The 14594-nt window shown below is 73.9% G+C and carries 13 protein-coding genes; 1 reads left to right on the plus strand and 12 read right to left on the minus strand.

The features are described from left to right. Nucleotides 1–156: 156 nt before the first annotated feature. From BSL84_RS16480 to bldG, 5 genes are all read right to left on the minus strand, one after another. Nucleotides 157–1686 (minus strand): DUF7059 domain-containing protein, encoded by a 1530-nt coding sequence (locus tag BSL84_RS16480; RefSeq protein ID WP_045320821.1) that lies wholly within the window; start codon nt 1684–1686, stop codon nt 157–159. Nucleotides 1687–1876: 190 nt separating this feature from the next. Beyond that, entirely contained in the window at nt 1877–2446 is a 570-nt protein-coding gene (locus BSL84_RS16485) for a hypothetical protein (RefSeq protein WP_037662121.1), read from the minus strand. A gap of 246 nt (nt 2447–2692) precedes the next feature. Continuing rightward, nucleotides 2693–5092: a sodium-translocating pyrophosphatase gene (locus tag BSL84_RS16490; RefSeq protein WP_030028784.1), complete on the minus strand. Its 2400-nt coding sequence runs from the start codon at nt 5090–5092 to the stop codon at nt 2693–2695. 257 nt (nt 5093–5349) lie between these two features. After that, nucleotides 5350–5790, minus strand: coding sequence for an ATP-binding protein (locus tag BSL84_RS16495; protein WP_030028782.1), 441 nt, complete (start codon nt 5788–5790; stop codon nt 5350–5352). Between the two features lie 123 nt (nt 5791–5913). Then, a complete protein-coding gene (gene bldG, locus BSL84_RS16500; RefSeq protein ID WP_030028781.1) occupies nt 5914–6255 on the minus strand; it encodes an anti-sigma factor antagonist BldG in 342 nt (113 codons plus the stop codon). An 81-nt stretch (nt 6256–6336) separates the two neighbouring features. On the opposite strand from bldG, the gene BSL84_RS16505 reads away from it, so the two are divergent. Then, a complete protein-coding gene (locus BSL84_RS16505; RefSeq protein WP_075970634.1) occupies nt 6337–8787 on the plus strand; it encodes a DEAD/DEAH box helicase in 2451 nt (816 codons plus the stop codon). A 639-nt stretch (nt 8788–9426) separates the two neighbouring features. Here BSL84_RS16505 and BSL84_RS16510 read toward each other — a convergent pair. From BSL84_RS16510 to ssd, 7 genes are read right to left on the minus strand one after another with little or no spacing between them, the layout of a single operon-like run. Next, nucleotides 9427–9786, minus strand: a complete 360-nt coding sequence (locus BSL84_RS16510; RefSeq protein ID WP_075970635.1) for an Rv3654c family TadE-like protein — start codon at nt 9784–9786, stop codon at nt 9427–9429. Beyond that, nucleotides 9783–10169 (minus strand): TadE family type IV pilus minor pilin, encoded by a 387-nt coding sequence (locus tag BSL84_RS16515; RefSeq protein ID WP_030034324.1) that lies wholly within the window; start codon nt 10167–10169, stop codon nt 9783–9785. Before BSL84_RS16515 ends, BSL84_RS16510 begins: the two co-directional genes overlap by 4 nt. Continuing rightward, nucleotides 10156–10353, minus strand: coding sequence for a DUF4244 domain-containing protein (locus BSL84_RS16520; RefSeq protein ID WP_075970636.1), 198 nt, complete (start codon nt 10351–10353; stop codon nt 10156–10158). The genes BSL84_RS16515 and BSL84_RS16520 overlap by 14 nt, the downstream gene beginning before the upstream one ends. A 47-nt stretch (nt 10354–10400) precedes the next feature. Then, nucleotides 10401–11174, minus strand: a complete 774-nt coding sequence (locus BSL84_RS16525) for a type II secretion system F family protein (protein WP_075972125.1) — start codon at nt 11172–11174, stop codon at nt 10401–10403. Then, nucleotides 11174–12058: a type II secretion system F family protein gene (locus BSL84_RS16530; protein WP_079273214.1), complete on the minus strand. Its 885-nt coding sequence runs from the start codon at nt 12056–12058 to the stop codon at nt 11174–11176. Before BSL84_RS16530 ends, BSL84_RS16525 begins: the two co-directional genes overlap by 1 nt. Then, nucleotides 12055–13203, minus strand: a complete 1149-nt coding sequence (locus BSL84_RS16535; protein WP_075970637.1) for a TadA family conjugal transfer-associated ATPase — start codon at nt 13201–13203, stop codon at nt 12055–12057. The genes BSL84_RS16530 and BSL84_RS16535 overlap by 4 nt, the downstream gene beginning before the upstream one ends. Continuing rightward, nucleotides 13200–14408, minus strand: a complete 1209-nt coding sequence (gene ssd / locus BSL84_RS16540) for a septum site-determining protein Ssd (RefSeq protein ID WP_075970638.1) — start codon at nt 14406–14408, stop codon at nt 13200–13202. Before ssd ends, BSL84_RS16535 begins: the two co-directional genes overlap by 4 nt. Between the last annotated feature and the right edge of the window lie 186 nt (nt 14409–14594).

A 14594-nucleotide genomic window follows, 5' to 3' on the forward strand; every position in this document is an offset into this window, starting at 1 on the left:
CAAGTGCCGGTTCTGCCGCCCGGATGCCGCGCCCGCCCCTTCCCGATCACCGGGCAGAGTGGCCCGGGGGCCGTCTGGCCCCGGCCGAACCAGTCCCACGCACGTCCCACGCCGGGCCCGCGCCGGGGCCACGCCGGGCCGCGTCGCCCCGGCCGGCTACCGCCCGGGACGCTCCACCGGCTCCAGGAAACCCTGCTCGACCAGCAGCCGGATGGCCTCCGGGGTCCGGTCCCGCAGCATCACGGGGTCCTCCTGCATCAGCTGCGCGATCGCGTCCAGGATCCGCCCGGCGCTCAGTGAGCCGTCACACACCCCCGCGAAGCCCGCACCGACCGTGTCGACCTTGGTGGCGCGCCGCATTCCGCGGTTCTGCCGGAGCACGACGTGTTCCGGGTCCTCCGCGCCGGGCGGGCCGACCTGCTCCTGGACGACTTCCTCCACCAGCGTGAAGTGGGCCTCCAGCAGGGCGGCGTCGTCGTGTTCGCGCAGGTAGTCCTGGCGGGCGAAGTGGGCGAGGACGGCATCGCCGAGCGGCTGCTCCACCGTGTGCGGCCACTCCTCGACCACGATCGAGGGCTCGGCCGCGTCCGTCCGGCGCAAGGTGATCCATCCGAAGCCGACGGACTTCGTCTTGCGGGCCTCGAACTCGTCCAGCCAGTCCTCGTACCGCCGCGCGTACTCGGCGGGGTCGGTGCGGTGGTCCCCCGCGTCGCGCAGCCACAGCTCCGCGTACTGCGTCACGTCCTGCACGTCACGCTGCACGATCCACGCGTCGCAGCCGCGCGGCACCCAGGAGCGGAGCCGGTCGTGCCAGTCCTCGCCCTCCACGTGCTGCCAGTTGCCGAGGAACTGCGCGTACCCGCCGGGGTTGAGTCGCGCGCCCGCCTGCTGGACCAGGGTCCGGCACAGGTCGTCGCCGCCCATCCCGCCGTCGCGGTACGTCAGCCGGGCGCCGGGGGAGATCACGAACGGCGGGTTCGACACGATCAGGTCGTACGTGGCCTCCCCGACCGGCTCGAAGAGCGAGCCGGTGAGCAGCTCGGCCTCGGGCGCGCCGGAGAGCGCGAGCGTCAGACGGGTGAATCCGAGAGCCCTCGGGTTGACGTCGGTGGCGGTGACCCTCGTCGCGTGCCGGGTGGCGTGCAGCGCCTGGATGCCCGATCCGGTGCCGAGGTCGAGGGCGGAGCCGACCGGGGTGCGTACGGTGATCCCGGCCAGGGTGGTGGAGGCGCCGCCGACGCCGAGGACGACTCCCTCCTCCCGGCTGCCGATCCCGCCGGCCCCGCCCACGGCGCAGCCGAGGTCCGAGACGATGAACCAGTCCTCGCCGTCCGGACCGCCGTACGGGCGGACGTCGACGGTGGCGTGCACGGTGTCCCCGCCGTCGCCGCCGGCCGCGCGCCGCAGCCAGCCGTCGGCCAGGGCGGCCTCGACCGGCATGGCCGACGCGGCGTGCGCGTACGGCACGGGCTGCTGGAGCAGGAACAGCCGGACCAGGGTCGCGAGCGGGCCGTCGCCGCCGCCCCGGGTGGCGCGCAGGGCGGGCACGGTCTCACTGCGGGCCAGCGCGGCGTAGGCGGGGGCGCCGAGCAGGTCGAGCAGCCCGTCGGCGGTGAAGCCGGCGGCCAGCATCGCACCGCGGAGCTCGGCGGCGTGGTCGGGGGTGGGGAGGCTGGTGGTACTCACCCGTCCATTGTGTCCGCTGGGACCCGTCCAGCCGGTCACGGCGGGGCCCTCCGCACGAAAGGGCGGCCGCGGCCCCCTCGCGGGGCCCGGCCGCCCGGTCGTCGTACGGCACTGCGCGGCCTGCACGGCCGGGCCGCCCCGGGGCGGGCCGCTCGGGCCGGGCCGCTCGGGCCGGGCTACTCGGGCCGGGCTACTCGGGCGAGGCCGACTCCACCCCCACCTGGCAGCCCTTCTGCTTGTCGATGGCCTTGTCCAGGCCGCCCGCCTTGAGCGTGGTGAGCGCGTCCTGGCCGCCCTTGGTCGCCGTCTGCAGACCGCCCGCGACCTCCTTGAGGCCGTCGGCGAACTTCGTCTTGTCCGCGGGGTCGAGGGAGTCCATCTTGGCCTTCAGGTCGGCGTAGCCCTTCGAGGTCGACTCGAAGCCCTGGACCGCCGCCGCCTGGGTCTTGGCGCCGTCCTTGACCGGCGGGACGCCCGCCTTCTGCAGGGCGCTGCCCATCGTCTTGTACGACTCGGACATGGTCCCGAAGGCCGCCGAGTCGGTCTGCTTGACCTCGTCGGGGTTGCTGCTCTCCGTCGTCGCGACGCGCTTGACGTCGTTGTTGGCGGTCTCGATCTTCTTGAGTTCGGGCTGCCACTGGTCGCAGACCTTCTTGGCCCAGGCGTTGGCCTTCTCGTCGCCGTCGTCTCCGCCGCAGCCGGACAGGACGAGCATCAGCACCGCACTGCCCGACAACGCGGCCGCAAGCTTCTTGTTCACCGGATTGGTCCCTTCGAAGGCTCTCAGGGCTGTCCCGTGACCCCGGCGGGCACGCGACGCCGGGTACGGGGCCTCGCGCTTGATCCACCCGGGATTACGGGACAGCCCTTCGGCCCGGAAGATACACGCCCGCCCTCCGGGGACGCAGAACGGCGGACGGACGGCGCGTCAGTCCGCGCCGCCTGTCCGCCGTTCGGGCGCACGGCCGGTCCTGCCGGTCCGGCACCCGTCCGCTCGGTACCTCGGTCAGGAGACCGTCGCCGGATCCGCTGACTGGGCCACCCGCTCGGCCGTCCCGTCGCTCTCGTCGCCGACGGCGATGCCGCGGCGCTTGGAGACGTACACGGCGCCGATGATGACGCCGATCGCGAGGACCGCGACGATCGCCCGTACGGTCGGGCTGGTGTCCGAGCCGTAGCTGAACTGCACGACGGCGGGTGCGATCAGCAGCGCCACCAGGTTCATGACCTTGAGCAGCGGGTTGATCGCGGGACCGGCGGTGTCCTTGAACGGGTCGCCGACCGTGTCGCCGATGACGACCGCCTCGTGGGCCTCGCTGCCCTTGCCGCCGTGGTGGCCGTCCTCGACCAGCTTCTTGGCGTTGTCCCACGCGCCGCCGGAGTTCGCGAGGAAGACCGCCATCAGCGTGCCCGTGCCGATGGCGCCGGCGAGGAACGCACCGAGCGCGCCAACGCCGAGGCTGAAGCCCACCGCGATCGGCGTCAGGACGGCGAGCAGGCCGGGCGTGGCGAGCTCGCGCAGCGCGTCCTTGGTGCAGATGTCGACGACGCGCCCGTACTCGGGCTTCTCGCTGTAGTCCATGATCCCGGGGTGCTCGCGGAACTGGCGGCGCACCTCGTAGACCACCGAGCCCGCGGAGCGGGACACGGCGTTGATGGCGAGGCCGGAGAACAGGAAGACCACGGCCGCGCCGAGGATCAGCCCGACGAGGTTGTTGGGCTGTGCGATGTCCAGGCTGAGGTTCATCTCCCCGGCCTTGGCCCCGACTTCCTTCACCGCGGTGGCGATCGCGTCGTTGTACGAGCCGAAGAGCGCGGCGGCGGCGAGCACGGCCGTGGCGATGGCGATGCCCTTGGTGATGGCCTTGGTGGTGTTGCCCACGGCGTCCAGGTCGGTCAGGACCTGGGCACCCGCTCCCTCGACGTCGCCGGACATCTCGGCGATGCCCTGGGCGTTGTCGGAGACGGGTCCGAAGGTGTCCATGGCGACGATGACGCCGACGGTGGTGAGCAGACCGGTGCCGGCCAGCGCCACCGCGAAGAGGGCCAGCAGGATGGACGTGCCGCCGAGCAGGAACGCCCCGTAGACGCCGAGGCCGATGAGCAGCGCCGTGTAGACGGCGGACTCCAGGCCGACGGAGATGCCGGCGAGGACGACGGTGGCCGCGCCGGTCAGGGAGGACTTGCCGATGTCCCGGACGGGACGGCGGTTGGTCTCGGTGAAGTAGCCGGTGAGCTGCTGGATCAGGGCCGCCAGCACGATGCCGATGGCGACGGCTACGACGGCCAGGACGCGCGGGTCGCCGGAGTGGTTGGTGATGGCCGCGTTCTCGACGCCGACGAGCTCCTGGTAGGTGGCCGGGAGGTAGGCGTAGACGGCGATCGCGACCAGCACCAGGGAGATCACGGCCGAGATGAAGAAGCCGCGGTTGATGGCGGTCATGCCGCTGCGGTCGCTGCGCCGCGGGGAGACGGCGAAGATGCCGATCATCGCGGTGATGACGCCGATGGCGGGGACGATCAGCGGGAAGGCGAGGCCCAGGTCGCCGAAGGCGGCCTTGCCGAGGATGAGCGCGGCCACGAGGGTGACGGCGTAGGACTCGAAGAGGTCGGCGGCCATTCCGGCGCAGTCTCCGACGTTGTCGCCCACGTTGTCGGCGATGGTCGCGGCATTGCGCGGGTCGTCCTCCGGAATGCCCTGTTCGACCTTGCCGACCAGGTCGGCGCCGACGTCGGCGGCCTTGGTGAAGATTCCGCCGCCCACGCGCATGAACATCGCGATCAGAGCGGCGCCGAGGCCGAAGCCCTCCAGGACCTTGGGGGCGTCGGCGGCGTAGACCAGGACGACGCAGGAGGCGCCGAGGAGGCCGAGGCCGACGGTGAACATGCCGACCACGCCACCCGTACGGAAGGCGATCTTCATCGCCTGGTGGGAGACCTCGGTCAGGTCCTTGGCGGGCTCCCCCTCGGCCGGGGTGGCCTGGCGGGCGGCGGCCGCGACGCGCACGTTGGCGCGGACCGCCAGGCGCATGCCGATGTAGCCGGTGGCCGCCGAGAAGATGGCGCCGACGAGGAAGAAGGCGGAGCGTCCCGCCCGCTGGTTCCAGTCGTCGGCGGGAAGCAGGAAGAGCAGGAAGAACACCACGACGGCGAAGATGCCGAGGGTGCGCAGCTGCCGGCCGAGGTAGGCGTTGGCGCCTTCCTGCACGGCGGCGGCGATCTTCTTCATGCTGTCGGTTCCCTCGTCGGCGGCGAGGACCTGGCGGACCAGGAACTGCGCGACGACGAGTGCGGCGAGTGCCACGGCCGCAATGACCATCACGATGAGCCGATTGTCATCGGTGAGTACTGCGGAAGCCAGATCAGCGGTGCCATCCGGCGCGAGTGGGGTGAAGAGCCCCGTCATTCGTCCTCCTTGACGTGATGAGCTCAAGATGTGGACGGATTGTAGGGAGCGCGCCCCGATCAAAACAGTGCGCAGGAAACGCAATTGGCGTGCTCCTGCTCCTCAGCAATAGATCGCGTCACTCCATTACCCTCGAAAGCGGTAATGGGACAAAGGCATTGACGGATGCTCATTGATCTAGAGGAATGAAAAAGGCCCTGCTCAGCAGGGCCTTGATAAAGATCAGAAGATAGGACGGCTCGTGCGCGCCGTTGATCTCAGGGAAGGTCTGGGGATGTTGATACGGGCCAGCTCATCCGGATGCTCCCGCCCGATTCACCACTGGTCACCTCGACGTCGTCGACGAGACCGCTGATCACCGCGAGACCCATCTCGTCCTCGGTGTCCCCGTCGGAGTCCTGGACCGCGGCGATGCCGGACACGGTCTCGGCCGGGCTGCCGCCCGGGCCGGGCACCTCGTCGCCGACCTCGATGGAGAAGGTCTTGTCCTCTTCGGTGAGCACCACCCGGACGGGCGCGGTCAGCCCGTTGGTCCGGTGGAGTCCGACGGCACGCGAGCAGGCCTCACCCACGGCGAGGCGGACCTCGTCGAGGACGGCCTCCTCCACCCCGGCCCGGCGCGCCACGGCGGCCGCGACCAGGCGGGCCGTCCGGACGTGTTCGGGCTGGGCGCTGAAGCGCAGTTCAACGGTGGCCATGCGCATCCCCCTCGGACTACGGGCGTGCCTTGACAGGGGCCCGGACCATCCGTGGTCCGGCACCCCCGCTCTCCTTGCCGGCCCCCAGCTGTCCGGAAGACTGCCGGGGGCCGCCTGGAGACGTCAGTCGGTGGCGTTGACGGCGTCGTCCACCGTGGTGTGGATCGGGAAGACCTTGGTCAGACCGGTGATACGGAAGATCTTCAGAATGCGCTCCTGGTTGCAGACCAGGCGGAGCGAACCCTCGTGCGCGCGGACGCGCTTGAGGCCTCCCACGAGCACGCCGAGTCCGGTGGAGTCGAGGAAGTCCACTCGCTCCATGTCGACGACCAGGTGGTAGCTGCCGTCGTTCACCAACTCGACCAACTGCTCGCGCAGCTTGGGCGCGGTATACACATCAATCTCGCCACCGACCTCCACGACCGTACGGTCGCCGACAGTGCGAGTCGACAGGGACAGGTCCACGGATCCTCCAGCACCTTGCTATCGAGCGGCGCCCCCCAGGGGCCTCCCCACCCGAAGGTAGGTGAGGGATTGGCTGCCGCAATGGCATTCAATCACTTACCGGCAGGCGCGCACGACGCCTTCCGACCATTGTCCCGCACGCCGGTGACACACTCGGTTCCGATGGCCAACACTCACGGTCCCGGACGGCCCACGGCAGACGCGGACTCCCGACCCACCCCCGGCACGGTCCTGGACCGCCTGTCACGGGGGCCTTTCCGCTCTGCGCGCATCACCCATACGGAGCACTTGCCCCCTCGGGAGGGGCGTCATGCAGTCTGGCCCGACCGCATCCGAACGGATGTCGTAGCCGCCATCGAGTCGGCCGGGATCGGCCATCCGTGGGAACACCAGGCCGCGGCCGCCGAACACGCCCTGGACGGCGAATCCGTCGTCGTGGCCACCGGGACCGCCTCGGGCAAGTCCCTGGCCTATCTCGCACCGGTGCTCTCGGCCCTCGTGGACGGCGCGCAGGCACCCAACGGCAGGGGCGCCACCACCCTGTACCTGGCCCCCACCAAGGCCCTGGCGGCCGACCAGCGGCGCGCCGTACGGGACCTGGCCGCTCCCCTGGGCAACGCCGTCCGCCCCGCGGTCTACGACGGGGACACGCCCTTCGAGGAGCGCGAATGGGTGCGCCAGTACGCCAACCACGTCCTGACCAACCCCGACATGCTGCACCGGGGGATCCTGCCCGCCCACCCCCGCTGGTCCTCCTTCCTGCGCGCCCTGCGCTACGTGGTGGTCGACGAGTGCCACACCTACCGCGGGGTCTTCGGCTCCCACGTGGCGCAGGTCCTACGACGGCTGCGGCGGCTCTGCGCCCGCTACGGCTCCCGGCCGGTCTTCCTGCTGGCCTCCGCCACCGCCGGCGACCCGGCGGCCGCCGCCTCCCGGCTGACCGGTGTTCCGGTGATCGAGATCACCGACGACGCCTCACCGCGCGGCGAGGTGGTGTTCGCCCTCTGGGAGCCGCCGCTGCTCACCGAGCTGCGCGGCGAAAGGGGCGCTCCCGTGCGCCGCACGGCCACCGCGGAGACCGCCGACCTGCTGACCGACCTGGTGGTCCAGGGCGTGCGTACGGTCGCCTTCGTGCGCTCCCGGCGCGGCGCGGAGCTGATCTCCGTGATCACGCAGGAGCGCCTGGCGGAAGTGGACCGGACCCTGCCGCGGCGGGTCGCGGCCTACCGGGGCGGATACCTGCCCGAGGAGCGGCGGGCCCTGGAGCGGGCCCTGCATTCCGGCGAACTGCTGGGGCTGGCCGCCACGACGGCCCTGGAGCTGGGCGTGGACGTCTCCGGCCTCGACGCCGTACTGATCACCGGCTACCCGGGCACCCGGGCCTCCCTGTGGCAGCAGGCGGGACGGGCCGGACGATCGGGCCAGGGCGCCCTGGCCGTGCTGGTCGCCCGCGACGACCCGCTCGACACCTACCTCGTCCACCATCCGGAGGCGCTGTTCCGCCAACCGGTGGAGGCCACCGTCCTGGACCCCGACAACCCCTACGTCCTCGCGCCGCACCTGTGCGCCGCGGCGGAGGAGCTTCCGCTGACGGAGGCGGACGTGGACCTCTTCGGCCCGACCACCAAGGAACTCCTCCCCCAGCTCGAAGCGGCGAAGCTGCTGCGCCGCCGGGCGTCGGGCTGGCACTGGACCCGCCGGGAGCGGGCCTCGGACCTGACCGACATCCGGGGCGGCGGCGGCCGCCCGGTGCAGATCGTGGAGGCCTCCACCGGCCGGCTGCTGGGCACGGTCGACGAGTCGGCGGCCCACACCACCGTCCACGAGGGGGCCGTCCACCTCCACCAGGGCCGCACGTATCTCGTGCGGCAGCTGGACCTGGAGGGCTCGGCGGCCCTCGTGGAGGCGGCGGACCCGCCCTTCTCCACCACCGCCCGCGACACCACCTCGATCTCCATCCTGGAGACCGAGACCGAGATCCCCTGGGGCTCGGCCCGGCTCTGCTTCGGCTCCGTGGAGGTGACCAACCAGGTCGTCTCCTACCTGCGCCGCAAACTGATCACCGGCGAGGTCCTCGGCGAGGCCAAGCTGGACCTGCCGCCGCGCACCCTGCGCACCAGGGCCGTCTGGTGGACGGTGACCGAGGACCAGCTCGACGAGGCCCGGATCAGCCCGGAAATCCTCGGCGGCGCCCTGCACGCCGCGGAACACGCCTCCATCGGCATGCTGCCGCTGTTCGCCACCTGCGACCGCTGGGACATCGGCGGCGTTTCCGTGCCGCTGCATCCCGACACCCTCCTCCCCACGGTCTTCGTCTACGACGGCCACCCCGGCGGCGCCGGCTTCGCCGAGCGGGCCTTCCACACGGCCCGCGCCTGGCTGTCGGCCACCCGCGACGCCATCGCCGCCTGCGAGTGCGAGGCCGGCTGCCCCTCCTGCATCCAGTCCCCCAAGTGCGGCAACGGCAACGACCCCCTCCACAAGCGCGGCGCCATGCGCCTGCTCACCCGCCTCCTCTCCGAAAGCCCCTAGGACCCCCGACCTGCCCTGATTCGACCAGCCACGGAGGTTGATCGGATTGCGAGTGGTGTTGCGGATCTCCACCCCCTCCGCGCCCGGCCCGACCCGCCTCGCCACTGTCTCGGCCCCGCCCGGTCCTCGCCCGGCCCGGTCCGCCACTCTCTCGACCCCTCCGGAAGCCCGGGGGTGTGCCCGGGGCGCACCCTGGGCGCCTCCCTCGCGGCGCGCCCGGGAGCCCCCGGTGCCGGTGCCCTGCGGACTCCCGGACGGCCCTCACGGCACTCGCCGAGCGCTCCGCCCGACGTCCCACCCGCCCGTACGCGAGCCCGGCCGACCCGAGCCCGGGCCGCCCCGGCCGGCTGTCGCCCCGCCCGCCCGGCCGGGGCACGCCTTCAGCCGCGGCCCGGCCGACACGCCGGCCACGGACCAGCGGCCCGTACGACGTACCTCGCCCTGCCCGGTGCAGGCCCTCGGCGGGCCCGCAGGCCCCGAGCCACGGATTGCCCCAGCGCCGCCCGGCCTGCCCGCCGGCCGGCCGGTCCACCCGCCCGTGCGGATGACACGCCCGCCCCACCTCGGGGCCCGGCCGACGGCGCTCGGCCGGGCCTGTCCAGCGCGAGCGCCGCGGCTCGCCTGGCTCGGCGGACCGGCTCACGGCCTGTCCCGGACGGGGCCTGGCGGTTCCCGGGGCGGGCCCGCTCGGGCCCGTATCCGGGGCGTGAAGGAGCCCGCCGCTACCCGGGCCTCCACCTCGGCGACCTCGCCCCCGAGGCGGCAGCCCGAGACCTCCGCCCCCTGCGCCCGGGCGACCCGGTGCGCCGCCGCGCAGGCGTCGTCCGGGCCGTGCGCCCAGGTGGCCGCCGCCGCGAGCGCCGCCAGGTCCGCGGCCGCCGCCGCCCGGTGGCGGGCCACCACGGCCTGGCCGAGCAGCAGCACCCCGGCGAACACCGCCCCCAGCACCGTCGCGGTGAGTGCCGCCCAGACCGTGGCCGAGCCCCGGTCCCGGCTCACGGCGGCGGCCCCACGCTGTCCTCGGCGAGGGCCACCGCCTGTGCGCCCAGCCGCAGCGGGATCCCCGCCGGCCCCGGAACGGGAGCCTCCACCCGGACCCGCCAGAGGTCGCCGACCCGCTCCAGATCCACCTGTGCGTGCGGCGGCGCGGCCTCGCGTGCCGCCGCCACCGCCACCTCCACGGGCTCGGACCTGGACGCCGCCCGGGCACCGGCCCGGGCCGCGTCCACGCACCGGATCTGTCCGGCGGCCGCCATCAGGGCCCACACCAGCATGGCCGCGAAGAGCACCAGGGCCGGAATCACCAGGGCGGCCTCCGCGGTCACATATCCGCGGTCCCGCATTCCGCGGCCTGGTCCGGACTTCCCGTCAGAACGGCACATCGAGCGCCTTCCCGATGGTGGACTGAAGGGCCGTGGCCACGACCTCACTCGTCACCACCTTGTAGAGAACAGCGGCGAATGCGCAGGCCGCGATCGTTCCCATGGCGTATTCCGACGTGGACATCCCCGCGTCACCGCTGCGACCGCCGAACGCCGTCCGCACGCGCGACCAGATGATCCTCATAACAACCTCCTGTGTATTTCCGTTGTCGATGTGGGGCCAATGCGCCGTCAGGTGCTTGAGAGAAGTCCCGAGGCCATTCCGATCACGACCGGAGCGACCCCGATGGAGAGGAATGCGGGGAGGAAACACAGCCCGACCGGGGCGGTGACGAGGACGGCCGCCCGCTGGGCCCTGGCTCCCGCCCGGCGGGCCCGCTCCTCCCGGAGTCCGGAAGCGAGCCGGGACATCGGCTCCGCCGCGGGCGCCCCGGTCCGCGCGGCACGCTCCAGGCAGTCGGCGAGCGCCCGGGCACCCGGTATCTCCGCCAGCCTCCCCCACCCGGAGCCCGGTTCGCCGCCGAGCCGCAGCTCCGCACCGGCGGTCGCGAGCCGCTCGCCCACCGGTCCCCCCAGCGACTCCCCCACCACCTCGGCGGCCTCCACGGGCCCGGCGCCGGCCGCCAGGCACGCAGCCAACAGGTCTGCGGCGAACGGCAGCTGGCGCTCCACCTCCCGCGGGTCCACCTCTGCCGGCGGCCGCGGCCGTGCCTGCCGGCGCCGCACCGCGAACGCGGTCAGACAGCCCAGGGCCACTCCGGCCAACCCGCCGACCAGCACCCAGCCGGCCAGCAGCGCCCCGACCGGACCGGCCCACACCACCGCCGCACCCCGCAGGCCGGCACCGAACGCCGGTCCACGGGCACGCGGCGGCGCTCCCAACAGCACGGCGGCTCTGCGCCGGACCGTGTGCGCCCCGAGCCGCGCCACCACCGCCGACACCATCCACAGCGCCACCGCCAGGCCCAGGACGATCCCCAGCCTGTGGACAAAGAAGCCGGCCATCACCGCTCGCCCGCCCGGACGATCCGCCGGCACCACAGCAGCCCCAGCGCCTCCAGCACGCCGCCCGCCAGCAGGCAGCCCCACCCCATCGGCGTGTGCAGCAGGACCCGCAGCGGATCCGCGCCCAGTCCCGTACCGATCAACAGACCCACCAGCGGCAGCAGGGCGAGCACCAGCACCGTCGACCGCGCCCCCGCCAGCTGGGCCCGCAGCGACTCCTGACGGTCCCGTTCGGCCCGCAGGGCCCCCTCCAGCCGGTCCAGCCCGGCGGCCAGTCCCGCACCGCCGTCCACCGACACCCGCCAGCAGGCGGCCATCCCGGCCAGCCCCTCCGCACCGGGCTCCCGCGCCGCCTGCCGCAGCGCCCCGGGGACATCCCCGCCGAACGCCGCGGCGGCCAGCACGCCCGCCTCCGCCGCGCCCGGCCCACCCGGACCCGCGGCCGTCCGCCTCAGCGCCGCCATCAACGCCTGCCCTGGCTGGGCCCCGGCTCTCAGCTCGCCCACCGCCGCCCCGCACAGGGCCACCACCTCGGCGGCCCGCGCGGACCGGGCCCGCTCGCGCGCCCGCAGCCGCAGCCACCGCCGCACCAGTGGCACCGCGGCTCCTCCCGCCAGCAGGGGGAACACCGATCCGCCCAGAAGCGCGACCACCAGCCCGGCCCCGAGGCAGGCCCACTCCCGCCACCGGACGGCCCGCACCCGGACGGCGCCCAGCAGCAGCGCCCGGCGCGGCGGCCCGCACACGAGCGGCCTCCCCGCGCCGGCGAACACCACCCGGGACCGCCGTGACACCACGTCCCGCCCGGCGATGCCCCAGACGGCCGCACCCGCGCACAACAGCCCTGCGAACTGCGGCAGCGACAGCCCCGCCGCGGCACTCACCGGACACCTCGCAGCAGCGGACGCAGCCGGTCCCAGCCCTGCTCCCGCACGAAACCCCGGGCAGCCCACCTCAGCGCCGGTACGGTCACCACCAGTCCGGCGGTGTCCCGCTCCAGCACATGGACCTCGGCCACCCTGCGCCGCCCCTCCCGGTCCCGGACCAGGTGCAGTACCAGGGTCAGCGCCGCGGCCAACTGGCTGTGCAGAGCCCCACGGTCGAGCCCGGCGGCCGTCCCCAGCGCCTCCAACCGGGCCGGGACATGCGCGGCGGCATTGGCGTGCACCGTGCCGCACCCGCCTTCGTGGCCGGTGTTGAGCGCGGCGAGCAGGTCCGCGACCTCGGCGCCCCGCACCTCGCCGACCACCAGCCGGTCGGGGCGCATCCGCAGTGCCTGGCGGACCAGGTCCGCCAGGGTGACCAGTCCGGCCCCCTCCTGGTTCGCCGGGCGGGTCTCCAGCCGCACCACGTGCGGATGGTCGGGGCGCAGCTCAGCCGAGTCCTCCGCCAGCACGATCCGCTCGCCGGGTCCCACCAGCCCCAACAGGGCGCTGAGCAGGGTGGTCTTGCCTGTTCCCGTCCCACCGGAGACGAGGAACGACAGCCGGGCCTCGACCATGTCCCGGAGCAGCCGCTGACCGCCGGGGGGCAGCGTGCCCGCCTCGACGAGCTCATCCAGCGTGAACGCCCGCGGCCGCACCACCCGCAGCGACAGACAGGCCGAGCCGACCGAGACCGGCGGCAGCACGGCGTGCAGCCGTGTGCCGTCGGGCATCCGGGCGTCCACCCACGGGCGGGCGTCGTCCAGACGCCGGCCGGCCACGGCGGCCAGCCGCTGGGCGAGCCTGCGCACGGCCCCCGCGTCCGTGAAGGTCACCCCGGTCAGCTCCAGCCCGCCGCCGCGGTCCACCCACACCCGGTCGGGGGCCGCCACCAGCACGTCGGTCACCTCCGGATCGGCCAGCAGCGGCTCCAGCGGACCCGCGCCGACCAGTTCGGAGCGCAACTCCGCTGCCGCACCCAGCACTTCCTCGTCGCCCAGCAGTCGGCCCTGGGCGCGCAGGGCCGCGGCCACCCGCGCCGGGGTCGGCTCAGCCCCGCTTTCGGCGAGCCGCCTGCGCACCGCGTCCAGCAGTACCGCGCTCATGCCGGCACCCCCTGGGCGGCGCCGAGGGCCCGCTGCCAGAAGCCGTCGCAGAAGCGGGCCAGGGCGCCGCGCGCCTGCGATCCCGGCGGTTCCCCTTCGGCCACCCGTCCCGGCAGTCCCACCTCGACGGGCACCTCACCGGCCAGCGGCGCGCCCAGCAGCCCGGCCACGTCCTCCGGTTCGAGCCCGCCCGGGCAGCGGCCGCGTACGACGACGCGGACGTCCCGGGCCGCCATCCGCACTCCGGCGGCCACCCGGCCCGCCGCGGCGACCGACCGCAACTCGCCGGGGACGACCATCAGCACCAGGTCGAGTTGGGACAGCACCTCGGCCACGGCTTCGTTCACCCGGCGCGGGAGGTCCACCACGACGACACCTCCCCGGCGGCGTGCCGCGGCCACCACCGAGCGGACGGCGGCGGGCGGCACGACCACCCGGTCCCCGCGGTCCCAGCTGAGCACCCGCAGCGCGTGCAGTTCGGGCAGGGACTCCTCCAGCGCTCCGGCGCCCACGCGTCCCCGGGAGGCCGCGAAGTCCGGCCAGCGCAGTCCTTCCGCACCCTCGCCCCCGAGCAGCACGTCCATGCCCCCGCCGAGGGGGTCGCCGTCGATGAGCATGGTCCGCTCGCCGGCGCGGGCGGCCCGGACGGCGAGGGCGCAGGCGAGGGTGGAGGCGCCCGCGCCGCCGCTGCCTCCGATCACGCCGACGGCGAGCGCGGGCCGTCCGGCCCCTTCGACGACATCGGCGATCCGGTCCACGAGCCGGCTCTCGGCATCGGGGAGGCGCAGCACCTCCTCGGCGCCGATCTCCACGGCCCGCTGCCACACGAGGGGGTCGTCGAGGTCCCGCCCGACGAGGAAGACCCCGGCCCTGCGCGGCGCACCCCGTACGTGCCGCGCGGCATCGTCACCGACCAGCACCAGCGGCGCCGAATCCCAGCCAACTGCCCCACGATTGAAGCCAGTTGCGGAATCGGACCCATCGCCCTCCCCGCCGAGGGCCGCGGCCTCCGCTTCCCCGGCCCGGCCGCCGCGCCCCGGCGCCGCGTGGAGCACGTGCGGATCGGCCCCCGCCGCCGCGCACAGCCTCAGCAAGTCGTCGAGCAGCAGCGGATCTTCGGTGATGATCAGCGGCCGGCGTGCGGCGGGCGCGGTCGCGCCGGCCGCTGCGGCCGCTCCCCCCGCCCCCGCCGCCCTTCCGGTCATCGCGGTCTTCGGCGTTTCGCACGACTTCGATCGAGCCACGATCTCCGCCCCCTTCTCACTGCAAATCCCAGCACCGCGGACTTCGCGGCTGGAATCACCGTGCAGCGATCGGGAAAAAGAAGTGGATCTTGCCCAATAACTGTGGACAACCCCTCGATTGTGAATAACCCGGTCACCCTCGCAGGT

This window comes from Streptomyces sp. TN58 (assembly GCF_001941845.1).
In the GTDB taxonomy this organism is placed as follows: domain Bacteria; phylum Actinomycetota; class Actinomycetes; order Streptomycetales; family Streptomycetaceae; genus Streptomyces.